The sequence below is a fragment of the Actinoallomurus oryzae genome (assembly GCF_039541955.1).
GTDB lineage: Bacteria > Actinomycetota > Actinomycetes > Streptosporangiales > Streptosporangiaceae > Actinoallomurus > Actinoallomurus oryzae.
The window spans coordinates 197279-223353 of sequence record NZ_BAABHF010000022.1 but is presented as its reverse complement, the minus strand read 5'-3'; the positions used below and the strand labels follow the sequence as shown (position 1 = coordinate 223353).

1 protein-coding gene (cut by both window edges) is annotated in these 26075 nt (G+C 73.4%); it reads left to right on the top strand.

This entire window lies inside a single protein-coding gene on the top strand: locus ABEA10_RS19615, encoding a toxin glutamine deamidase domain-containing protein (protein ID WP_345465697.1). The 55866-nt coding sequence extends 11881 nt beyond the window's left edge and 17910 nt beyond its right edge, so the window shows coding positions 11882-37956 — codons 3961 (partial) to 12652 (complete); the first codon wholly inside the window starts at window position 3. The start codon and the stop codon both lie outside this window.

Sequence of the window (26075 nt, the reverse complement as noted above, 5' to 3'; positions counted from 1 at the left end):
GGAGCCGGCGGCTCGTGGCCGCGCAGTTCATCGCGATGCTGCGTCGCCTCGGCTGGGAGCCGGGAACGCCCTTGGTGATCGCCCATCCGTTCGAGGACACTCCCGCCGCGCTGGTCGTGTGGAGTGCGGAGCTGGCCGCCGCGCTGGAGGATCCCGTCTACGTCCCGGCCAGTGCCGAAGAGTCCGGCGAGGACGTCGAGATGCCGTCGGGCCACCTGGCGGGCCTGTCCGGTGTCGAGATCTTCGGCCCGGCCGGTGGCGCCGTGCACGACGACGGCGAGATGGCCGTCCTGCCGGGAACCGCGTGGTTCCGGCTGCCGCCGGGGAACGCCGGCGCCGGACACGACGTCGGCTGGCCCGCCGGGACCGGCTTCGTGCGCTACACCGGTGCCGCCGCGGAGGACTCGCCGGCCACTGAGGTCCTGGGCCCGCCGGACGACGCCTCGCCGCACTCCGCGCTGACCGCGCCCCGGGGCCCGGTGGGCGGCCCGGCTCAGGTGGCCGGTCCCGTGGCGGGGCTGCACGAGCACGTTCAGTCGATGCTCGTGCGGACCGGGTCCGGGGTGCCCGGTGTCCTCGTCCACGACCCGTTCGGCCGTACGCAGGCGCCGCCGGCACCGGCCTTCCTGGCCGGTTACGACTTCTCGCGGCTGCGCGCCGAGCTGCGCGCCGCGTTCTTCCGCGTGCTGGACCTGGCCCGGCCGGGCGTCCCGGACCGGGAGGCCCTGCGGCCCGATCGGCTCGCGACGGGTCCGGTGAGCACGGGTTCGCTCGTAGGGCGGGCGAGCGGGCGGGGGCTGAAGAGCCAGAAGGTCCCGCACATCCTGTACTCGATCTGGACCGGTGGGCCGCTGCACGACGACGGCGGCGACCGGGCGGCGTTCATGGCCAACGTCGCGAACAACGCCTCGCGCGCGAACGGTTTCGAGATCGTTCTCCTCACCGACGTGCCACGTGAGGAGTTCGCGGCGGCCGACCGCGCCTCCGGCGACCTGACGGGGACGGCCGACCACGTACGGCAGATGCTGCGGTGGGCGCGCGCGAACAACGTCCGCCTGATCAACCTCGACGAGGTGTTCAACGCCGAGACGCTGGGGCGGCTCGACGCGGCGATGCGTACCGAGTGGGCGCGCGGGAACCCGGCGGGCTACGGGGCCACGAGCGACCTGCAGAGAGTGAGGATCCTGAGCATCTTCGGCGGCGTCTACTCCGACGGAGGCGACAACCGGCTCGTCGGAGACCTGGTCGCCGCGGCGAAGGCCGCCGCCGGGAGCAGAGACGGGCTCGCCATCGTTTCGGTACGGGGCAAGAGCGGCAGCATGGTCCTGGCGGCGGCCGCCGGCTCCCGCGGCATCCGGGCGTACGAAGAGGTGCACCAGGAGCGGTACGCCCGCGCGTTCTCGGACCTGGCCATCACCGGTTACGAGGAGGACCCGAGGGACTTCGACCAGGAGTTCCACGACGCGCTGAACCAGGAGAACCTCCTCGGTGACGAGCCCGCCGCGACGACGATAGGCCGGGAGAACGTCCTGCGGGCCGGTCCGAACCAGGACGCCTTCGACGACCTCGCCAGACGGCTCGGCCACGGCTCCCAGCCCGGCGTCCGGCGACGGCTCACCTACATCCCCGACGGCGTCTTCGACATCGGCTTCGCGTGGAGCTGGACGGCCGCGCCGCCCGCGGTCCGGCCCGGTCTCGGTGAACTCGGCGTCGAGAAGGTGGCGGACGCCGTCGTCGGCGCGGTGACCTCGTTGTATCGGGAGATGGTGGCCAGGCCGGGCGGGATCTACCTTCCCGCCGCCGCCCGGACGATCGAGCGGTTGCCCCAGGGGCAGCAGGCGGACGCCTGGAACGAGACGCTGGGCACCTTCCACCAGACGCTCGGCCCGTACCGCGGCCAGGTGCGGTGGATCTCCCTGCACAACGTCACGCTCCCGGCCCCGGCGCGCGCCCGGCTGGACGAGCTGTTCCCCGACACCCCCAAGATCACAACGGACGACCTGCGAAGAGGCGCGGGGAAGGCGCCGGTGGGCGGAGGCCCGCAGGAGACTCCGGACGGCGGTGCGGACCCGGTCCAGGCGGCACCGCGCGCGCCGCGGGATCTACGGCCGGCCTCCGGCGTTCCGGCGTCGGCGGTCTACGCGTTCGATCCGGCGAAGGTGATGAGCTGGACTCACCGGGTGCTGCGGGCCGCGCAGGGGTCGGTCGGCATGTACCGGTGGACGAAGTCGGGCCCCAACCCCCTCCAGGGTTTCCGGATCAACGCTCTGCCGCTGTCCGGCAGGCCACAGGACTTCGCTTCCTGGCTGCGCGGTGAGGGACCCGCGCCGTGGTGGCGCAGCTGGATGAACTGCTGGGAAGCGATCCTGTTCACCGCGTTCTGGTCCGGAGCGGTCGACCGGCGCTGGCTGGTGGAGATACACCGAACGGCGACTCACGCGGCGAAACTCCAGTTCAAGGCGGAATTCGACGCCCAGGTCGATCCCAATGTCGCGGGACCGAGGGCCTTCGACACCTATAACGACGTGCTCATGGACCTGATCTCCGGAGGAGAGGTCACCGAGCATCGGCACGATTCCTGGACCGGCCTGACGACGCCGGACATCCCCGCCGGGCATCTCGTCACCTTCGGCGGCGCCAAGCACGTCGCGCTGGCGCTCGGCACCCGCGATGCCCAGGGGCGTCAGGAAGTGCTGAATCACTGGACCTTCCCCCAGGTATGGGCCCGCGGGCAGCAGCTGGGGCCCGGGTTCCTGCAGAAGACCACGGTGGAAGAACTGGCGGCCAGACTTCCCTCCGGTCTGGCCATCAAGTCCGCGCCGCCGGCGTGGCCGGTGGGCGCTTACCATCCCGGTCCCGGAGGAGTGCCGGCCAAGGTCCTGGTGCCGGGCAGGAAGGTCGGCACGCCGGCGAGCGCGGACTGGATGGACCAGCTGTCGGCGGCGCCGGTGGTCAAGGTCGAGACACAGCGTTTCGACCCGTCGATCGGTTTCCTGCGGGCGGCCGAGTCCCCGAACGCGTCGGGCTGGGAAACGCTGGTCCGGATGAACGTCCAGCGGATCCAGGCGCAGAACGGGACCTGGGTTCGCAACCACGTGCTCGTGACGCCGGTCAAGCCGCTGCCCGGCGTCGTCCCCGACGACATCGTGGCGTTGCAGGAGGCGCTGAACCGGGTGCTCGACCAGCACGTGAACCAGGGGTACGAGCTCCCGGAGTCGAAGGATCAGCTCTTCATGGCGGTGAAGCTGGTCATCGATCCCCAGCACGCCGAGGCCGTCCGCGTGTGGCCGGGCCGGGCGGCCGACTCTCCGGACCCACGAGTGCAGGGGCCGGACGCACGGAACATCGGCCTGCGGGACTTCCTCGCCGTCCAGCTGCACGAGCGGCTGCACTCGGCCGGGCTGCCGGACGAGAACGTGGACCCGCTGGCGCTGTTCCGGCGGGCGCTCGCCGGGCGAACGCTATCGGCGATCAAGACTGACGGAATCATGGCGGGCGGCCCCTTCGATCCGTCCGATCCGATGCCGCAGCGGTATCTGCGGATCATCGAGTCGGTGGTCGACGCGACCGCGAACCTGCTCGACCACCCGAAGAGCGCGGCCGTGCCGCGAAGCGCCGCGACCGGTGTCGTCGAACAGCGCGGTGCGGAGGCCGTGGCGGCCACGCCGGTGTACCAGGTGCTGGGGCGGCGAGACGAGATCCCGTCGCACCCGGCCCCGCTCGCGCCGCGCGGGGACGAGGCGACCGACGCCTCGGAGTCCGCGTTCCCCGCTCGCGCGCAGCAGCCGGTGCCGGAGATCACCATTGAGTTCGCGGATGACGAGGCCGGCAGGGGCGGCGACGAGATCGGCACGCCGCCCACTCAGACCATCGGATCTCCTCCGAGCCCGCCTCGGCCCGGCTCCCTCGACGAACTGGCGGAGATGTATCCGTCCGCGGCCTTGCCGACGCCGCCCCGTCCTCCGCTCCGCTTCTTCGACGTCGTGCCGATGGAAGACGTGTGGAAGTACGTCATCGAGGCACAGCATCACGCCGAGGCGCTCGCCGAGCACCCGTCGGATCCCGGCTCCTACTACGACAACGACCAGTCGCCCGGCTACCGGGCGGCGCTGCTTCACGCGTTCAACGAGGTCTTCGGCCGCGAGGACCCGCTGCACCTCGACTGGAACACCTACAGCCACCTTCACACCCAGGTCACCAGGGGCGTGGAGGGGGACTTCGAGCGCAACGGCGTCGGCAGCGACATGGGGCGCTTCCCCCTGAGGGCCGTCGGGCCCGCGCCGGACATCCTCGGTGAGGTCATCGGCGGACGACGTCTCATCGCGTCGTACGACGAGGTGCACATGAGGATCGAGGCGGGTCAGGACGCCGGCGCCCTGACCGTCTACCAGCGCCACATCATCGGTAAGACCTACATCTACACCCTCTACGATGCCGCGGAAACCCCGGCGTTGGTCGATGAGATCTTCGCCAGGTTCCGTACGGAGATCTCCACGGCGACCACGGATCTCGATCGGTTGATCGCGATCGGCCGGACGATCCGCGCATTGCATGTCCTGCACCCGTACGCCGACGGAAACAAGCGGCTCAACGTCTACGTGCTGCTGCCGGAACTGCTCCTGCGGAACGGCTTCCACCCGGTGGTCGGCGACGACCTCTCCGCGCTCTTCAACGGTGGCTACTCCCTCCACCAGATCGCCGCCGTCCTGCTGCGCGGACAGCCCCAGCCCCTGGAGACCGGGCTTCGGCCGGCGGGCGCACCGGCGGTCCACATCCCGCTGACGGACCCGGCCGACGCCACGGCCGCGCGCATCGCGTGGAGCTGGTCGCACAGCGGCTCGAAGGCCCTGGGGAACGGCGCGAACGGCGCCGACGGGTCCCGCGTGCCGCCGGGCCTGGCACGGCGCACCGGCAAGGGCTTCGGCGGCGTCCCCATGACCATCCACGACCTGCCCGAGGGGGAGTCCGAGGGCCCGGCGCGGCGCCCGGGCCGGGGCACCGGCGGCGAGCCGATGACCATCCACGATCTCCCGGAGGGGGAGTCGCGGACCGTACGCCCGGGCATGGGCTCGGGTGGCGAGCCGATGACCATCCACGATCTCCCGGAGGGGGAGTCGCGGAGCGTACGTCCGGGGATGGGCACGGGCGGCGACCCCATGACCATCCACGATCCGCCGACCCCCGTGCGCCCGGCGAAGGTCACCCATCCGTTCGACGGGCGCGGGGAGGCGCTCGGCGCCGGTGACGGGCAGGGCCGGGGCATCCCCGGGCTGAGCAACGAGGACCGCGCCACCGCCAGGGAGAAGCGTGCCGCGCTGGGCGGCCCGACGTTCACGCGGGTCCGGGCGCAGACGCCGCCCAAGATCACGTTCCTGCGCGACGTCACCGAGGCGACGCCGGGGACGGGCGGAGGCACCCGCCCGTCCGGCGGGACGCTCCAGAACCGCTCCGGCGGCGGCAGCACGACACTGCTCGAACAGCCCGTACGGCACACCGACGGCTCCGAGACCACCAACGCCGAGACCCGTACGGACCCGCCCACCGACACGCTCCCCGAGTCGCGGCTCGCCGAACCGGCCACCGAGCCCGGCGACCGGACGCCCGCCGTCGAGCGGACGCCCGCCGTCGAGCGGACGCTCACCTCGCCGGAGGGCAGGGCACCGGTCACCGAGCCGATTTCACGGCCGGAGGGCGAGGCGGCCGTCACCGGGCCGCGTGGGGCGGAGGAGGACGGTCCCGCGCCGCCCGAGACCGAGCCGCGCACTCCCGTGCCCCGCGCGCGGCCGCGGCCGGTGGACGCGCTGCGTCAGGCCCGTACCGAGCTGGACGCGTTGCCGGAGGAGCGCCGCACTCAGGCGATGCGGGACGCGAACATCCTCCTGCGCCACATCGTCGGGCGGGCGCCCGTGGAGGAGCCGGGCGGGCTGATGGGCACGCCGCTGGGCCGGGCGCGGGTGCTGGTGGCGGCCGAGATCGCGCGCTCCGGCCGGGCGGCCGGGTACCGGGCGGCGGAGTGGCTGGCGCGGGATCCGGCCGTACGCGACCCGGCCGGCGGGCGGTCGCTGCCGGTGCTGCGGCTCCGCTGGGAGGACGTGGTCGGCCAGGCCCGAGCGCGGCTGGACCGGCTGCCGGAGGACCGCCGTACCGAGGCGCTGGCGCAGGCGGACGGGCTGCTGGGGGACCTGGTCGGGCGGGTGCCTTCGCAGGAGCCGGGCGGGATGCTGGGTTCGCCGCTGGGGCGGGCGCGGGTGCTGGTGGCGGCCGAGCTGGCGGTGGCCGGGCGCGCGGCGGGTGAGTCGTTCGCGCGGCGGCTGGCGAGGGACCCCGCGGTGCGCGGTCCGGCTCCGGCTCCGCCGGTGCTGCGGCTCGGGCCGGGGGCGGCCGTCGACCGGGCCCGGACGCGGCTGGACGGGCTGCCGGAGCACCGCCGCGCCCAGGTACTGGCCGAGGCCGACGCGATCGTCGGCGACCTGACCGGGCTGCCCCGGCCGCCGCGGGAGGACGAGGAGTACGTCACGCCAGAGGCCCGGCTCAGGACGCTGGTGGCGGCCGAGATCGCCGAATCCGGCCGGGCCGCCGGTGAGGCGCTCGCGCACCGGATGGCTCCGCGCATGGACACGCTGACGGTTCCGTTCCAGCCGGATCTGCGCGTCTTCGCGGACCACAACCGGATCGAGGTCGCGCGCTCCACGCTGACCACGATCCGGAACGACTCCGAGCAGCGGTACGCGCAGCTCCTGGGCGAGGCCCGGCTGATCGTCAAGGAGCTGGCCGGGGCGTTCCCGTCGCAGACCGCCCTGCGCGGGCAGGCCCGGCTGCTGACCGCGACCATGTCGCTGGTCGCCGCGGAGATCCCCTGGGCCGGGTACGCGGCGGCCCGCCGGCTCGCCGCCGACGTCCTCGGCATTCCCCGCGTGCTCCGGCCGCGTGCCGCGACCCGGCTCGTACGCAGCCTCGCGAACGCCGCCCGGCACGACCCCGACCGGGCCCGGCAGACGCTGAACCTGCTGTCCGAGGGCCGGCTCGGGGGGCTCTTCGAGGAGACCGACCACATCGTCCGGACGGCGATCGCGAATCCGGCGAGCGGGCCGGCCCGCGCGCGGGCGCCGCGCGAGTGGCGGCTGCTCATCGCCGCCGAGATCGCCCGGTCCGGCTCGGTGGCCGGCGAAAGGCTCGCCCGTGCCCTGGTCGCGGACACGCCTCTGCCGTCCCCGCCTCGCCGGGCGGCGCCGAAGCGGGTGCGGTTCGCCGACGAGGAGCCGCCCACCGAGACCGCCGAGCCCCCGACCGAGACCGAGAGCCAGACCGGGCCCGAGGTCCCGCCTCTGCCGGAGGTCGAGACCGAGCACCCGCCCGCCTACGACCTCGGCGAGCCCGTCCTGGAGGAGTTCGAGCCCGACGACCTCGGCCCGGTGACCGAGGGCGAGACGCCGGCCGAGGACGAGGCGCTCCCGGCGTACGACGCCATCGGGGACTCGTTCGCCGAGAAGACTCCCGCGGTCACCACGAAGCCCGGCGGCCCGCCGGTGATGCCGGTCGGCGAAGTGATCGCCAAGACCACGGCGGAGGCGTACGAGGGCGGCGTCGTGGCGATCCGGCTGCCGGGGGTGCCGGAGTTCGACGCCAAGACGCTCGCCCGGCTCGCGAAGCTCCGCGTCGAGGGCACCGTGTTCGTCTTCGGCGCCATGCACGACGGCCGGATCGTGCACGACGACCGGGAGCTTCCGGTCGTCGCGGTGGCCTTGGCGATCATGCAGAAGGCGCCGGGCCTGTCGCCGTTCCTGCTGATGAAGGACGGCACGACGATGGCCCGGGAGCTGTCGGAGGCCACGAACGAGCCGGTCATCGCCGCCAAGTACGAGGCGACGCTGGACGAGAAGACCGGCGACCTGGTGCCGCGCCGCCCGGACGGCGACGCCGGCGACCGGCTGGAGCAGGACGAGTGGTTCCAGATCTTCGCCCTCGGGGAGGAGACCAAGCCGTTCTCGCCGGGGCTGTTCGCCGGAGGCCGGGAGGAAGGCAGGCCCGCCCCGGAGCCCGAGCCGACGATCACGGTGCCGGACCCGGTGCCCGTGAAGCTCGAGTCCGAGGGCCCGCCCGCACCGGCGAACCCGCCCAGCCCGCCGAAGCCCTCGGAGACCGGCACCCTTCCGGCGATGGAACCGGCCGACCTGGACCCGATGATCCGCTCGATCGGCGTTCCGCGTACGGGCCTGCCGCAGATGGCCGAGCTGATGGCGATGGTCCGGCAGGAGCTGGACCGGGCCGGCGCCCACTACACCGAGAGCCAGTTCAACCTGCTCCCGCACCGGCTGCTGTCGAACTACCCGTACCTGATCGGCACCGACTCCGAGACGGGAACGCGGGGCCTTCAGGTGCCGATCGGCGACGCCGAGCTGCTGTTCAGCCTCGACCCCCAGGACCCGCACACGCTGACCAACCCGGCGGGCTCCACGATGACGGTGTCGGACCTGCCGCTGGTCGAGGGCGACCACAAGGCCACCGGCACGATCAACTCGGTGTTCGCGACCGGCGCGCACACCCAGACCCAGTCGGGGCAGACCGGGGCGACCCGCGGCACGCTCGCGCTGACGTTCGGCATCGGCGCGACGCCCTTCATCCTCCAGATGGTCAAGGTCGGCGCCACGCTGTCCGGGACCGCCAACCAGTCGAACCGGTCGAGCACCGTCATCACCGACGCCGAGGGCGGCCACGTCGAGGACAACCGGTCCGAGTCGAAGCTGATCGCCTACACCGCGCGCTGGTCGTTCAAGGTACGAACCGACCCGGACAAGAGCTGGACCCGGATCTCGCCGCACAAGCTCGCCCACAACGAGGCGACCGACGAACGGCTGCTGCTGTGGATCCCCGACCACTACCTGGACAAGACGTCCGACCAGGTCACCGCGACCGGCGCACGCGTACGGGACAAGGAGCTCCCGGCGTACTACTTCGCCTCCGGGATGACGAACCTGCCCCGGCTGTTCGACGAGATCGTCGCGTCGCTGCGCACGCGCGGGATGAGGCTGCCGCTCGGCAGCCTGACGCGCCGCGAGCTGCTCCAGAAGCTGTGGAACCTGAACATGCATCTGGACGCGGCCGTCAACAACAGGTCGGGTTACCACTTCGACCTGCACAACCGGTTCGGGCGGCCGGTGGCGAAGATCACCATTCGGTCCGAGCGGCTGGCCGACGTACGGCGTGTGGGCACGACCAGCGACAAGTCGCACATCGAGAACGTCCGGACCGCCATCGACGGCATCAGCGGCGGCCACACCATCACCAACACCAGCAGCCTGACCCTGCCGTACGTGGAGTTCGACCTCGCCCCGATCCCCGGCAACCCGGACGTCGGGCTCGGCTTCTCGGGCGGGCTGACCTACACCTCCACGAACACCAACACGATCTCCGGGGCGCGGACCGGCCTGAACGTCCTCGTGCCGCGTGACGTCTCGCAGACCTCGGCGTACCGGGTCTGGTTCTCCCACCGCGCCACCGTGAGCGTCCGCGGCGGCGCGAAGACACGGTCGGCGGCGACCACCCGGCCGGTACGAGGGCACGCGCTGGTCCGGATGCCGGAGCGGACGGCCTTCGAGTACGGCTTCCCCGTCGACCGCACGGCGCTGAGGCAGCCGCCGAAGAAGGGCGAGAACACCGTCCCGTTCACCGACGACGCGGTCCGCAGCTCCGACCGGCCGGAGACCGACCCCGCGAAGCGGCGGCTGCCGCAGTGGGTCAAGGAGGGCAAGGGCGTCGGCACCGGCCTGGTGATGGTCGCCCCGGAGACCGTCCAGCGGATTCGGGACGCGATCGCGCCCATCCTGCGCCGCGAGGGCTTCCTGCCGAAGGACGACGACGACCCCTTCGCCGACTACACCTGGTACGCCCACGGCAACAAGACCGACAGCCAGGTCGACAACCTCGGGCTGTTCGACAAGATGGTCTCCAGCCGTGGCCTGGACTCCCACTACGACGAGACCCAGCAGGACGGCATGACGTTCACGCTCCGCAAGCGGCGGGGCGGCGCGGGCGTCGACTGGGACGTCGACACCGTCGAGATCACGATCAGGGCGCAGCCGGACGCCGCGCACCCGCCGGAGTTCCTGCGTACGACGAAGAACTTCCACACGGTCAACCTGGCGATGGGCATGGACAGCTCCGGCATGGCCTTCAGCCACTCGCGGAAGATCTCCGTCGGGTTCAAGGCGAAGGGGCTCTTCCAGGCGCTCAAGGCCGCCGTCATGGGCATCGAGTACCAGCGGAGCGTCGGCGCCACGGACGCGCTGAACTACCTCACCAACCTGCCCGACCTGCGGGAGACGAGCGAGCGCGTCCGGGTGGCCCGCGTCACCAACGACTACACGGTCCAGCTGAGATTTCAGCACTCCGGCCGGCAGGGACGGGTCCTCAAGGGCCGGCGCGACCCGGCGCCGATCGAGGTCAAGGGCGGCACCGCCGAGCTGTACGTGCTGCCGCTCGGCACCGACATCGGCGACACGCTGACGGGCCCCACGCCCGCGAGCGTGCTCGACCAGGGCGTCGTCTTCTTCCTGGACACCACGGGCGCCCGCGACGCCGTGCGGGCGCTCGGCCGGCTGGCCGACCCGGCCGGGATGGCCGCCGCCGACCGGAACACCTTCGCCGGCAACATCGAGATGCGGGCGCACATGAAGGAGATCCTGCACGGCGAGTACACCACGGACCGCCCGTTCGAGTCGGGGTTCCTCCGCGACCGGCTCGGCGCGATGGACATCCGGGGCACCCTCGGCGACGTCACCTTCGCCGGCATCTCCGACGACCCGGCCGTCCTGGGCCTGATCAAGCTGGGCCTGGCCGAGTCCAAGATCACCGACAGCAGCTCTCACGGCCTGACCTGGGACCAGCTCGACCTCGCCGGGGGCGGCGAGGTGGGGCACGCCTCGCTGACCGGCGAGAACGACCTCAACCGGCACTGGCAGCGCAACCTGTCTCGCACCAGCGGGCGCGTCGGCGGCGACGAGCGCCTCCAGCTCAGCTTCGAGCGCGAGCTGGCCTTCATCACCACGGTGAACTTCGAGGTCAGCAGCCGCCTGGAGAAGCACGCCAAGCTGGTGCCCACCGGCCGCCCGCAGCACCACACCGAGCGCATGGCCCCGCGGCTGATGGCGTTCGCGCTGCCCGAGACCGAGGCGCTCGCGCACTACGCCGAGGGCCGCCTGCCGCTGTCCGACCGCTACCTGCGGGACATGTTCCGCCGCGTCCAGGCCGGCAGCCTCAAGCTGAGCGGGAACCTCGCCGCGAAGGTGCTGACCCGCTGGCAGGCGAACCTGCCCGACCAGGTGCGGACCACGAAGTTCGCCCGGACGCTGGCCCGCCGGCACGGCCTGGGCGCGGCCCGCATCCAGGACGCCCAGGTACTTGCCGACTTCAACCGGGTCTTCGGCCACGGCCTCGGCGCCGCCCACGACCCGTCCACCTGGTCCTCGCCGCCCGCCCACGTCACCGCGTACACCCGGGGCCGGCAGGCGCTCTCGGAGCAGGATCTCGCCGAGGTGCTGCGGCAGTGGCTGGACGGCGACCTGCGGATGCGCGGCGACGTGGTGGCGCGTGTGCTGCTGCGCTCGTACCGGGACCTGCCGGCGCCGTCGCGGGACCTTCACATCTGGCGCGCGCGGGCGGTCCGGACCCTGGCCCGCCTCCACGGCGACGGCGCGGCCCCGATCCTGAACGGCCGGCTGCGGCACGAGTTCAACACCGCCTTCGGCGTTTCGCTCGCCCGCGCCACCGCCCCGGCGACCCCGCCCGCCCCGCCCGCGGACGTCCGGGCGTACGCCGAGGGCGGGCCGCGGCTCACGAACCGGCGGCTGACCGAGGTGCTGAACGGCTGGCAGGACGGCAGCCTCCCGCTGAGCGACGACCTGCTGGCGCGCGTCCTCATCCGGCGTCACGAGGAGACACCCGAGGTGCGGGTCCGCCCGGCGACGTTCGCCCGGACCCTCGCGCGGCTGCACCGTACGGGCGAGGCCCAGGTCCTGGACCAGCAGGCCCGGACGGACTTCGACCACGCGTTCGGGCAGAGCCTCGGCGCGCCGTTCGACCCGTTCGAGACCCCGGTGATGCCGCCGGACCTCCTCGCGTACACCGAGGGCCGGGGCACGCTGACGAACGAGCGGCTGGCCGAACTCCTTGGTCAGTGGCGCGACGGCGACCTGCGGCTGAGCGGCGACGTGGTCGCGCTGGCGCTGACGCGTTGGTACGAGGAGGTCCCCGAGACGCCGGAGGGGCTGCCGGTACGGCGCGCGCCGCTGGTCGTCGCCCTGGCCGCACGGCACACGGAGGGCGCCGCGCCGATCACCTCCCTGTCGGTCCGCGAGCGGTTCAACACGGCCTTCAAGCAGAAGCTCTCGCACCCGCGGCTGCCCTTCGACCGGATGGTGCTGCCGGAGTACCTCACCCGGGAGGACCCGGGCGGGCGGCACCTCGGCCACGCCGGCATCGACGACCTCACCTACGACAACGGCCGGACCACCTACGACAACGTCCGGCGGCTGGTCGAGCGGGTCGCGCCGGGCATGCTGGCGGCGGGCGCGGAGGTCTGGGACCGCAAGGGCCGCGTGATCGGCCGGATGCAGGGCGGCGTGGACGCGCTGGAGGGGATCTTCGCGCACGGGCGCGACCAGGCGATCTGGGGTGAGCTGCTCGGCGAGGACGGCTACTCGTTCTACCTGGTCAACCCGGTCGGCTGGCTCCTGACCGACGTCGTGGAGATCAGCCTGCGGGACGAGCTGACCTCGGCGCCCGAGGTGCTCGACTACCGGCGCAACCGCGGTCTGGAGGTCTACTCCCACGGCTACATCGGCACCGCGGAGTCCCGGTCGCGCGACGGCTCGCAGGCGTGGATGTTCGCCAAGCTCTCCCCGGGCGGCGGCAAGGGCGGCGGCTCCGCCGACCTGAAGGCGTCCGAGGGACACCACCGCGCGCTGACCCACGCGGAGAACGCCGTCAGCGAGCAGACCGTCTACGACTGGGCCAACCACTACGCCGTACGCCTCCGGCACCGGCTGACGGTGGACGTCCGGCACGTGAAGATGTCCGGGCGCCCGCTGAACAACCTGCTGCTGCGCGGGTTCAAGAAGTGGACGGGCTTCCGGCGCACCGCGCACGACACCTTCGACGGCACGCTGGACCTGCAGATCCCGCACGCCCTGGCCGAGGCGGGCACGATCTTCGGTCCGAGCCCGGTACGCGACCTGCTCCCGCTGCCCAAGCTGCCGGGCAACGCCTTCGTCTCCGGCGTGATCGTGAGCGGCCTGCGGCGCATCGGCGACGGGATGCTGACCGAGCTGTTCGGCCCGAGCTGGTACGAGAAGGTGCTCGGCGCCAAGGCCGCCGACACCGACGTGCTCAAGAGCCTGTCGCTGCCCGTGCTGCTGTCGCGGTCACACCTGGCGAACCACCTGCGGGAGGCGACGGGCGGCGACCGCTATGAGTTCCCCGAGAACCTGTTCGTCGCCGGCGAGTCCGGCGAGCGCGCCAAGATGTGGCTCGAAGGCGACCTGTTCGACGCGCAGGTCATCGGCCGGATGGTCGACGGCACCGGCACCGGCCGCTACATCAAGCACCAGAGCGGCACCACCGCGAGCAGCAGCTCGGACCACGTCCGGACCATCGGCGAGTCCTCCGTCTCCGCCAACGACAAGATCAACCCACTGCCCGCGGCATCCGAGGGCGCCCCGCCGCAGCGCCCGGACCACAACTGGAGCCTGGCGGGCTCCGGCAGCCGCAACACCTCGGCGAACCAGAACAGCGCCGGCACCGAGAACTACCGCCGAGAGCAGCACGCCAAGGAGCAGGGCGCGACGCTGCTGATCCGGATGCGCGGCCAGTTCCGGCTGGGCGCGCAGAAGACGTCGCGCACCTTCTTCCACGACCCGAAGCCGGTCGGCGCGGAGGTCCACAGCGACCCGTTCACCGGCGACGTGTACGTGCTGATGTTCGAGGCGCAGTACCGGACCTTCCTCGCCGACAAGGCCGCGAACGAGGAGGCGGCGCGGCGGAGCCTGGAGCGGCGGGCCGACCCGCGGGCGTGGGCCGGGCTGAACGGCGCGCCGGACGTCGCCCTGACGCCGCTGCTGCGCCGCGCGGCGGAACTCCACTACACGGCCCCTCGCGCCCACCACCACCTGGTGCGTCACCTGCGCGAGGAGGGCCGGGCCGGCGGCCCGCTCGTGCTCACGTACGGGCAGAGCGCCCGGATCGCGACCTACCGGGCGATCCGCCAGTGGTCCACGGACACCCTGGACGCGGCCGTCCGGGCCGGCGCGGACGCCGGCGGCTCCGCGCGCCGCGCGATCGACGCCCGGCGCCAGGCGCTGCGAGGGACGGCCGGCGACCCGGACCGCGCGCTGGCGCTGCTCGAAGGCCGGGAGCGCGGCGTGGCCCTACCGGCCGGCACCCGGGTCGCGGACCTCACTCGTGTCCTGGACGAGGAGACCACCAGGATCATCAACGAGGTCAACGGCGTCCACGCGCTCCGCCCGGACAACACGGCCGGCGCCCCGGCGGCGCTCCCGCCGGAGGTGGCGCTGCTCGGCGTGGACCCGGTGCACCTCGCCCGCGACATCGCGGCCGAGCTCGTCTCGCACGTACGGGTGGACGTCGAGGAGGCGGACGGGACCGCGCGCTCGTACTGGGTGGACCCCGGCGGCCGGATCCACGTCTTCGACCCCGCGTCCGGCACACGCGCCATGCTGTCCGCCGACGAGGCGACGCGTGCCGGTCTCTGGGACGACGGCACGCGCGCCACCGCCGCCGCCCACGGGTTCGACGCGGCCCGGCTCGCGGAGTTCTACCAGACCTCCTGGTCGCACCAGCGGACCTTCGAGCAGGCCGTGCTCGCCGAGGCCGCCGCCCGGCTGGAGCGCATGGCGGTGGAGAACGCCGCGCTGCCCGGCCTGTTCCACCGGGCCGCCGAGGCGACGGCGGCCTGGGAGCCGATCGTGCGCCGCCTCTCGGACGAGGACGCCCGGCTCGCCCGCGCGATCGCCACGGCGCAGGCGGAGGTCGACGACCTGGAGGCCCGCCTCCACCCGCTGCGGCAGCGGGAACAGCAGATCCTGGACGAACAGCGGCAACGCCAGAGTCCGCAGGCCCAGCAGAGCCCGCAGACCCGGCAGAGCCCGCGGGACCGGCAGGCCGAGCAGGCCGCCCAGGCGGAGCTGACGCGTTTGCGCGGGCAGATCGCCCCGCTGGAGGACGGCCTGCGGGAGCCGCGGGCGCGGGTCCGCGACCTGACCGAACAGCAGGAGCCGATCGCCCGGGAGTTCGAGTACACCCGCCGGCGGTTCGCGGCGGTCGAGGGACTGCTCGCCGACCTGCGCGCCACCGGTACGATCCGCCCGCTGACCGAACGCGCGGCGCGGGCCGCCCAGGACATCACGGCGGCCGACGAGCTGCTGCGCGACACGGAGCTGGAGCTGGACGAGCGCCGCATCCGTCTCGCGTACCGGGCCCGCGACGTCACGGACCTGCCGGCCGCGATCGACGCCCTGCACGACACGCTCCTCGGCGCCGGTCGAGGGGCCGTCGCGATCGTCGTGACGGCCGACGGCGCGGGTACCGGCGGGCGGTTCGTCGTGGTGAACGACCGGGACGGGATCCGCTGGTTCGAGCGGGACTCCGGGCTGCCGGTGGAGCCGCCGCGGCGGGCCACGCACCTGTACTCCCTGGACCTCGACGGCGCCGGCCGGCTGGTCGACCCGCCCGGCGCGCTGCGCGACTCGACGCCCGCGTCACGGTCGTTCGCCCAGGTCCGGGAGGTCGGTCGGGGCTGGTTGGTCGGGGGAAACAGCAACGTGGCGCTCGTCACGGTCGCGCCGCATCTGGTCCCCCCGTCCGTACGGGAGCGGGAGGCCGGGCCGGCCACGCTCGAACGGGCGGTGGCCGCGTTCGAGGGCGGCGTCGCCCGGCGGGACGAGCAGCTCAACCGGCTGGCGGGCGCGCCGGAGCGGCGCCTGGTGAGCCTGCTGACGGCGGCGCGCGACGGCGTTCCGTACGACGCGCACCTCTACCGCAACGAGGAGGGGCAGCACGTCGTCGGCCCGGACGGAATGGTCACGCCGGGCTGGACCCGGGTGGGGCCGGTGGCCGACTTCCGGCCGCTGTTCTGGCTCATGCGGGGGGAGCCGGGCCGGGTTCCGAGCGTCCAGGACATCGCGCGGGCCGGTGCCCTGGGCGCGGCGGCGCGGTACCTGTCCACCGAGGGCCCGACACGGGCCGAGCGCGTACGGGAGATGTTCGGCCGACGGCCGGACATGGCGGCGGAGTCGGTCGACCTGCTGCCGGGCGACCTGCCGGAGAACTCCTGGATCTGGTTCTCCGGGCCGAGCGGCACCGGGACGGCGCTGGTCACCGCCGGCGGCCATCGCGTCCTGCTCACCGGGCGGAGCACGACCGGCCTGGTGTCGCTCCCGACGATGATGCGGGCGCTCAACACCGAGTCCCACGCGATCGTCGTCGCCCGGCCCGTACGGCAGCCGGCCGGCGGGAGAGACGTCGCCCCGCCGGAGACGGACCCCGGCGAACGGCCGGCCCGGTCCGGGGACCGGCGCGGCTACGCCACGAAGACCCCGTACGCGCCGCAGCAGGACCCGCGGACGTACGAGCAGCCGCCACCGGGTTTCACCCCGGTGTTCACCCAGAGCGTCTTCCGCCACGGCTCGCGCGCCGCGAACAAGAGCAAGTACGGGGACCAGCTCGTGCGACTGTGGGACCTGGCCGCCGGCGAAGGCGCCCTCACCCGGGACGGTGAGGCGTTCGGCCCGCAGGTACGGTCGCTCCGCGAGGCGATGGCGGCGATCGGGTACGGCAACCTCAGCGGCCGGGGCCGGCAGGAGCTGCAGGGCGCCGCCGCGCGGATGCGCGAGCGCCTGCCCGGGCTGTTCACGAAGATCGCGGAGAGTTCCGGGCGGATCGAGGTCGTCAACTCGGGCAAGGGCCGGGCGGGCGAGAGCGGCAACGTCTTCGCCGCCGCTCTCGCCGCCTCCGACCCGGCCCTGCGACCGTTCATCGCCCCCGCCACGAGCGACCCCGACCTGCTCTACTTCCACCGGGCCGGGGGAAGCGCCGACTACCAGGCCTACCTCGCGAGCGACGAGCGCCTCGCGACCCGGCTCCGGGAGATAAGGGAGCAGCCGGCCAGCCAGGACGCGGCCCGCGACACACTGCTGACGATTTTCACCCCGGCCTTCGTGGAGCGGATCTTCGCCGGAGAGTTCTCCTCCCTCGGCATCGGCACCGGACTCGACGCGGCCCAGGCGGTGTACGAGCTCTACAGCATCGTTCCGGCGATGAGCGTCGAGGGCACCTGGAACCTGGAGCCGTACGTCTCCACGCACGCCGCGTCCTGGTTCTCCTACCTGGGGGACGCGAACACCTTCTACAAGAAGGGGCCGGGCTTCGCCGACACCGACATCACCTACAAGATGGCGAATGTCCTGCTCGACGACTTCTTCGCGAAGATCGAGGCCAAGCGGGCGGGGACCAGTGACCTGGGCGCCGTGTTGCGCTTCGCCCACGCCGAGGTGGTCATCCCGTTCGCCGTGCTGCTGGGCCTGCCGGGCGGCGAGAGGCCGGCGACCCCGGAGCGGCCCTACACCCACGCCGACAACCCCTGGCGGGGCGAGTCCGTGTCGCCGATGGCCGCGAACATCCAGTGGGACGTGTTCCAGAAGGGCGACACGTACCTCGTCCGGATGCTCCACAACGAGAAGGAGACCGCCTTCCCGCCGGGCGTCAGGCCGGTGTCGGCGAACAGCAAGTTCTACGACCTGGAGGAGCTGCGGCGCCACTACGGACGCACGACGGTCCGCGCGCGGGACGCCGAGCCCCGCACGGTCCGGCGCCCCGGCGAGGTGGCCGGCGACGATGACCTGCGGATCCTGCCCGCACCGGCCGATGGGCCACCGCGGGCCGGGACGGACGACGACTTCACGGCGGAGACGCCGACGGCGTTGAGCCGGAGCGAGCTGGACGACCTGTGGAGCGGGGCGCGCCAGGTGCTGCGGGGCGCCGGTGTGCCGGACGACGGGGACCGGGCCGCGGCGCTGCGGGCACGGCTGCCCGAGCGGTACGCGGCGCTGGCCTCGTGGCAACGAGCGAACGGGATGCGCGCGGCGGGCGAGGTGATCGCGCAGATCCACCTCACCGGAAAGAGCTGGGGCCTGGGAGGCAAGGGACCCGGCGCGACGGCCGAGCCGGCCTTCCTCGCCGGGCCGGACGAGGCGGTGTACGCCGGCCGGATCGCCGCGCTGCTGGCCGAGGGCCCGGTGAACCACGCCGAGGTGCTCCGGCAGCTCCGGTTCCGCGCGTCGCTCGGCGACGGGCGTACGGCGGAGACGTTCCAGACCGCGTTCGGCGAGCGCACCGGCACGTCGCTGGACGAGGCGGTGAACGCCGCGGTCGCCGCCGGACGGGCCACCCCGGCCCTCGCCGCGGACGTCCACCGGTACCTCGGCGGACCGCGGGAGGCGACCACCGGAGCCCCGCCGCCCGGTCCGATCGCGGGCTCGGTGAAAGAGGCGTCGGCCTCCGCGGAGGTCCTCGCCTTCACCCGCGACCTGCGCGACGCGATCGCGGCGGAGAACGACGCTGAGGAGATCTTCGCGCGGCTGCGCCTGCTCGACGGGGACCCACGCCGGATGTGGGCCGTCGAGGGCGCGTACGAGGAGCAGTACGGCGCGTCGCTCGTCGATCAGGTGAACGCGCTCTGGGCCCGCCAGTACGGCACCGACCCGTCGCACCGCTGGAGCGAGGTGCTGCCGACCTCCGCCGACGGCCTGTTCGGCGAGGTACGCCCGGAACCGGTCTCCTACGCGGAGGTCAGCCGGTGGTACGACCTGCTGACCGAGCTGCGCTTCCACCACCCCGAGCACGGCGTCCTCCGCCTGCCCATGGAGTACCACTACAACGGCTGTGACCTGCGGGCCCACCTGACGGTGTTGCGGCTTCTCCAGTGGGGCGCGCCGGTGGGCAAGATCGTCGCAGAGCGGGCGGAGCCGGAGCTGGGCCTGCTTTCGGGCAACATGCCGGGCTCGGTGGAACCCACGCTGGTCGAGTGGTTCCATCACACCGCTCCGGTCGTGTGGGCCCGCGACGCCGACGGGCGGCCGGGCTGGCTCGTCATCGACACCGCGCTCGGGCGCGGGCCGCGGACGCCCGGCGAGTGGCTCACCGCCATCGGGGTCGATCCGGCCGACTCCCGGAACCTCTTTCTGACCGGCACGGTCGAACAGGTGCGCGCGGCGGCGCTGAACGAGTTCGGCAAGGCGCCGTCGACGTGGCACTTCGAGAATGGGACCCAGCACCCGATCGGCCGGACCGTGGCGGCCATCACGGGAGCGGAACACGCCCTTCTGCTGGATCGCGTCGAGTCTCTGCGAACCCTCGACGCGAGGATCCACGACCAGATCGATGACCTGGTCGAGCACGCGCGTGCGCTGGACGAGCTCACCTACGTCCGCCGCGCCGCGCGGATCCTGGAGGAGTCGCGCGCCGGCGAGGACCCGGCCCGGACCGCGGCACGTCGCCTGGAGACCGAGCTGACCGGCCCCAGCCCCGTCTCCGGCACCCTGAGCCGTTACCCCGCGCTCGGCCGGCTGGTACGCGACGTGCTCGGCGACTCCCGGCCGGAGCTCGTCTCGCGTCTCTTCCCCGGACCGGCCGGTGCCGCACCGGAGCAGACGCCGGCGGAGGCGCGATCGAGTACGGCCGGTGAGTCACGGCCCGCTCCACCGCCGGAGTGGCCGTCGTGGACGGCGGCCTCTCGGCTCGCGCCGGCCGAAACGCCACCGGCGGCCGAACCGCCGCGAGCCGTCGAGGTCCGCCCGGCCGACGCACCCGTCCGCTACGGCGACGTCTACGAGGACCGGCTCTGGATCAGCAACCGCCGAAACTACGAGAGGGACTTCTCGCGCGCGCTCGGTCTCGACCCACGCCTGGCCGGCGTCGTCCGCCGGGCCAACCACCGCCTGTACACGACCATCGCCCAGCACGTGCCCGCCGACGAGGCCGCGCGAAGCTTCCTGGACGGGTGGGAGGAACAGCCGGCGGTCACGCTGGAGCGCCTCCTCGGCGAGGACTCGCCGTGGTCGCTGGAGGAGCACCTCCGGGCGTTCTTCCGGGCGGTGCAGGCACAGGAGAAGGGGCTCGGCTCGCTCTGGGGCGAGCGACCGCAGCGTTCTCGTCTCCGGCCCGGCGACTGGCTCGACGAACAGATCGCGCGCGGCTACGAGGTGACCCGCAGGCCGGACGACCGTACGGAGTGGGTGTTCCGGTCCTTCCGGCATCTGGACTTCGGGCCGGTGGACCGCGCGCTGTTCCTCCGCGCGGTGCTCGCCTTCCGGTCAGGGATGTACGAGACGCTCGCGGCGTGGCTCGCAGCCGGGCTCGGTGCCGACCCCGCGCACGCGGTACCGGCGGCCGTCCTGCGGACCGAGGCGGCCGACCTGATCGAGTGGGCCGACGCGACGTTCCGGCCGCGCGACCTCACCGACGATCCGCAGCTGCTCGGCGCCCTGACGCCGCCGCACCTGGCGGCAAGGGAGGGGACGACCGTCTCGCGGTGGTCACCGCCCAGGCTCGGTGAGGAGGCGACCAGGCGGGCGTATCCGTGGCTGCCCAAGATCAACCCGTTCTACGCCAAGGGCGGCGACTTCCGGACGAACTGCCTGCTCACGGGGATCGGCGTGGACCTCACCCTGGAAGAGGCCCTGCTGCACCCGGGCGAGGATCCCGCACTCCTCCCGTACTACCAGGTCCCCCCGGACGTCGCCTCGCCGCATGAGCATCTGGCGAACCTCGGCAAGGGCGACCCGCTCGACGTGCCCGGCTACCAGGCGATCCACGACGCGATGCGCACGGCCGGGCGCGGCGCGCGCGGCATCGTCCTGGTCGGCGTGCACGGCACCGACGTCGACCACGTCTTCAACGTCGTCCACGACGAGAACGGCGTCGTCTTCCTGGACGGGCAGAACGGCCGGGAGGCGTACCTGCCGGTCGCCTTCCGCAGCCTGCAGTTCCTGCCCACCAGCAACGGCTTCCCGCGCGACGCGATCGAGGTCAGGCCGGAGCCCTGGCCGCACGGGCGGCTCGTCGGCGCGGACACGACGCCGTTCGTGCCCAAGGACGCGTCGCCCGAGGACCTGGCCCGCATCCGGTACATGGAGGAGTCTCTCCGGTACGAGAAGCGGCTCGCCGAGTACGTGTCGCAGGACGAACGGGTCACCGGGTACATCGGCGAACTCGTGAAGACCCTCTGGGACCACACGTCGGAAGAATCGCGCCCGATGTACGGCACCGACGACGAGTGGGTGGCCGGCCGGGTCGGGAAGTCCCTGGAAGAGCTGCAACGGGTGGTCGACTCCGGCAACCTCCGTGAGCGCATGACCTTCCTGTTCAACGGAGTGGCCAGCGGCATGGTCCCCCGGCTCCTGAGAGGGAGCGAGGGCATGGCCCCGGAGATCGAGGCCGAGCGCACGCAGCGCGTGAACACTCCGGCGCGCGACCACTTCGAGAAGCGGCTCGCGGAGATCAACGCGTCGGACCTGTCCCCGGCCGAGAAGGAGGCGGCCGTCGCGGAGGAGCAGAAGGTCCTCCGCACGACCGAGCAGGCGTCGCAGGTCCGGCCCCCGCTCAGCGACACCGAAAGGGCGCTGATCGGCGAGGGCGAGGCACTGCCGTGGATCCCGGCCGGCCACAACAGCGAGCTGCCCCTCGCCACGAGCGACTTCCAGCACAGTTCGAAGGCGACCGGAGGGCTGGTGGACACCGGCACGTCGGGCTCGGCCTACAAGTTCGCCTACAACCTCAAGCGGATCACCCGGTGGCGAGGCGTGAAGGACCTCGACCACGGGCTCCTTCGCGCCGCAATGTTCGCCGTGATGCGGTCGCAGAGACACCACAGCTTCCACGAGCTGATGCGCGGCTACGCCGTCGCCCTGAAGGAACTCAGGCACGACGACCCGGCCCTGGAGTACGTGGACGACTGGCGCCGGTACCGGCACTTCGCCCCGTACAGCGAGGAAGAGCTACGGCGGAACGTGGCCTACGAGGGCAGGTTCCCCGACGAGCACGCGCTGGATCCGCTCGGCGGCGCGGCCGGGTCGGACCTGACGGGATGGTCGCAGACCAGGCTCGGCCCGGAGGGGATCCGGCGGGAGATCCCCTGGCTGCCCAAGATCAACCCGCTGTACGCCAAGGGCGCGGACTTCCTCACGAACTGCCTGCTCGCTGGCATCGGACTGCATCTCACCCTCGAAGAGATGCGCCTGCATCCGGAGCAGGACCCCGCCCGGCAGGCCTACTACCAGGTGCCGCCGGACGCCGCGTCACAGTACGAGCATCTGGCGAACCTCGGCAAGGGCGACCCGATCGACGTGGCCGGCTACCGGGCCATCGAGGACGCCCTCGACGGCAGGCCCGGCGCGCACGGCCTGGTGCTCATCGGCAGGCACGGCACGGACGTCGACCACGTCGTCGGCGCCGTCAACCTCAAGGGCAAGGTCTACTTCCTCGACCCGCAGACGGGCGGCGACGCGGACCTGCCCTCGGGCTTCCGCAGCCTGCGGTTCCTGCCCATGAGCGGGAACCTCCCGCGCGAGGCCGTCCAGGCCGCCGCGACACCCTGGCCGCGCGGAAGTCTCATCGGCGCGCTGCCCAGGGGCACCGACGGCCTCCCCGCCACGGGGCGGGACGCCGACGACGCCGACTTCGTCGAGTCGCTGCCCTGGGGCAACGCGAGCCGGGACGACCCGGAAGCCCGTTATCCGTTCCCCGCCGGAGGACGGCGGCTGGGGGAGGGCACCGGCCAGGGGATCGAGGGGCTCGGCCCGGAGGAGCGGGCCGCGTGGGCGAAGGATCACGAGAGCGCCCTGGCGGACGCCGACCGCGAGGGACAGCAGCGGCAGGTTCGGCGGGGCCCCGGGTACGACCGTCCGGCGACGGTGGACGATCCGGTGACGCTGAGCGGCACGAGCGCGCCCGTGGCGGGGTCGCCGTTCGAGCGTCCGGGGATGCGGCTGGGCGAGGAGCCCGGCGACGAGGTCGTCGTCGACCCGCAGGATTCGGCGGGCGGCCGGCAGGCGGCGCCTGCGGGCGGGCGGCCTCGGAGCGGCCCGGGATACGACCGGCCGATGACCGTCGACGACCTCCCGGCGGAACCCGTGGCGGAGCCGTCGGCCGAGCATCCGTCCGCACGGACGCGCAACGGCTTCAACGGCAGGCCGATGACGGTCAACGATCCGCCGACGCCGCCCAGGGCCGAGCCGAAGCGCGATCCGTTCGCGGGGCCCGGCCAGGCGCTGGGCGAGGGCGACGGCAGGGGCGAGGGCATCAAGGGCCTGAGCAACGAGGTCCGCGAGGAGTCCGCGAAGAAGCGGGCCCAGCTCGGGACGCCGACGGTGAAGCCCGCGCGGCCGGCGCCGAAGCCCAACATCCACACCCTCGGCGAGCTGACCGACGCACAGGGCCAAGGTGGCCACGGGACCTCCGGAGGCGGCGGCGGAACGCTGCGGTCGCGGTCCGGCGACGGCACCTACACCCTGCTGGAGAAGCCGTCCGAGACGGCGCCTCGGCCCACGACCGGTACGGAACCCGCCCTGAGTCCCGAGCCCATCCCGGAGCCCACCGAGCCTCCGGCCGAGCAGACCGTGACCCACGAGCCGGCGGTCACCGCACAGGAGCCAGTCGTCACCGAGCCCGCGCCCGAGGTGGGCCAGGGCACCGTGCGGGAGGTGCCCGCCACCCCGCCGCCTCCACGCCCGCGTCCGCCGACCGCCCTCGGCCGTGCACGGGAGTACCTCGCCGGGCTGCCCGAGGAGCAGCGCGCGGAGGTGCTGCGGGAGTCGAGAACGATCGTGGGCGACCTCACCGGCCGGGTGCCCGCCGAGCAGGACCCCGGCGGCCGCGTGACCCGGACCGACGCCGCGCGGCTGCTGGTCGCGGCGGAGCTCGCTCGGTCCGGCCGGGCGAACGCCGAAGCCCTGGCCCGGCGGCTGCTGACCAGGCCCGCGTCCGGGCCGCGCCTCACACTTCGTCCCCCCGAGTCCCCCCTGGACCTCGGCCGGGCCCGTACGACGTTGGGCGCGCTGCCGGAGGAGCGTCGTGCGGAGGTGATGGCCGAGTCCGGCACGATCGTGGGTGACCTGAGCGGCCGGGTCCCGTCGGCGCACGATCCCGGTGGTGAGGTGTCGGGCGTCGACCGGGTGCGGCTGCTGGTCGCGGCGGAACTGGCGAGGTCGGGCCGGGCGGCGGGGGAGGCGCTGGCCCGGCGGCTGCTGAGCGAGCGCCCCTCGGGACCCCGGCTCACGCTCCGTCCGCCGCCCCTCCGCGTCGACGAGGGCCGGCTGGACATCGCCCGGACCACGCTGGAGAAGGTGCGGGACGACTCCGAAGCGCAGTACCTGCGACTCCTCGACGACGCCGGAGCGCTGGTACGGGAGCTGACCGGCGACTACCCGAGGCCGGCGGTGATGCGGGGGCAGGCCCGCCGGCAGGCCCTGGTCTGGCTGCTCGTGGCGGCCGAGATCCCCTGGAGCGGGCACCGGGGCGCGTACGACCTCGCGGCCGACCTTCTCGGCCTGCCGCGCCTGCCGGAGTCGGGCGACGCGGTGAAGCTGGTCGAGCGGCTGGCGAACGCTGCCCGGCGCGACCCGGAGCGGGCCCGTACGACACTGGGCATGGTCTCCGACGCGCGGCTTCGGCAGATCGGGGCCGAGACGGACCGGGTCATCCGCGAGGCGATCACCCGGCCGCCCGCCGGGCAGGCCCCCCGCGAACGGGCGCCGCGGGAGTGGCGGACGCTGGTCGGCGCCGAGATCGCCCGCGCCGGGACCGAGGCCGGCAGGGATCTCGCGCGGGCCCTGATGACGCCGCCGAAGAAGGTCCGCTTCGCCGACGAGCCGACCGTGATCGAACCCGAGCCTGAGCCCGAGGAAGGGCTCACGCCCGAGCCGTCGCCGGCCACGGAGACCGAAACCGCCCAGACCGGCACCGCCGAGACCGCGGCCCCGCCCGCCATGCGGATCGAGGACGTGCTTCAGCAGACCCAGGTGGGCGTGGTCAACGGCCGTCCGCTGGCGGTCTGGCTGCCCGGCACGAACATGCCCGAGCCGTCGGTCGCGGCGCGGATGCTGAGCCGGCTCGACGACGTCCTTCCCGCGGGCGTGGTGCTCGTCTTCGGCGACCTGCGCGACGGCCGGCTGATGGCGGGCGACCAGGAGATCACGGTGGAGGCGATCGCCTCGGCCATCGCCGGCCGGGCGCCCGACCTGCGGCCCCTCCTGGCGTTCTCCGGGGGCGCGAAGGTGGCCGAGCCGCTGTCGCGGGCGATGGACGAGCCCGTCCTCGCCACCCCGCACGAGGTGGCGTTCGACCCGGCGACGGGAGAGGTGACCTCCCGCCGTGCCGATGGGCCGGTCGAGGGCGCGGACCCGAAGGAAGAGTGGTTCCGCCTCTACACCCCGGGCGACACGCGGGGTGACCCGATCGTCATGGGCCTGTACGGCGGCAGGCCGGGCGGCGGAGACCGGGTCGCCGAACCCAGCCCCGACCCCGATCCGGGGTCCTCGTCCACCGTTCCCGAGCGACGGGACGGCGACGCGCCGCCGCTGCCGGCACCGCCGGCCCCGCAGCCGCCGGAGCCGGCGCCGGCGATGGTGCCGATCGAGGCCAATCCGGCCGTCCGTTCGATCGGCGTGCCGCGCGCCGGTCTGCCGCAACAGCCGGAGCTCCTGCGGGCGGTCCGGCGGCAGCTCGACCAGGCCGGGGTGAAGTTCACCGAGAAGGAATTCAGCCTGCTGACCCAGCGGCTGCTGGCCAACTACCCGTACCTGCTCAGCGCGAACGACGACGACGGCACGAGCGGCCTGATGGTGCCGATCGGCGACGGCGAGGTGCTGTTCACGCTCGACCCGACCGACCCGCACACCCTGAACAACCCCGCCGGGTCGACGCTCGTCCCCTCGACACTGCCGAAGGTGGAGGGCGAGCACCACGCGGTGGACACCATCAACTCGGTGTTCGCGACCGGTGCGCACACG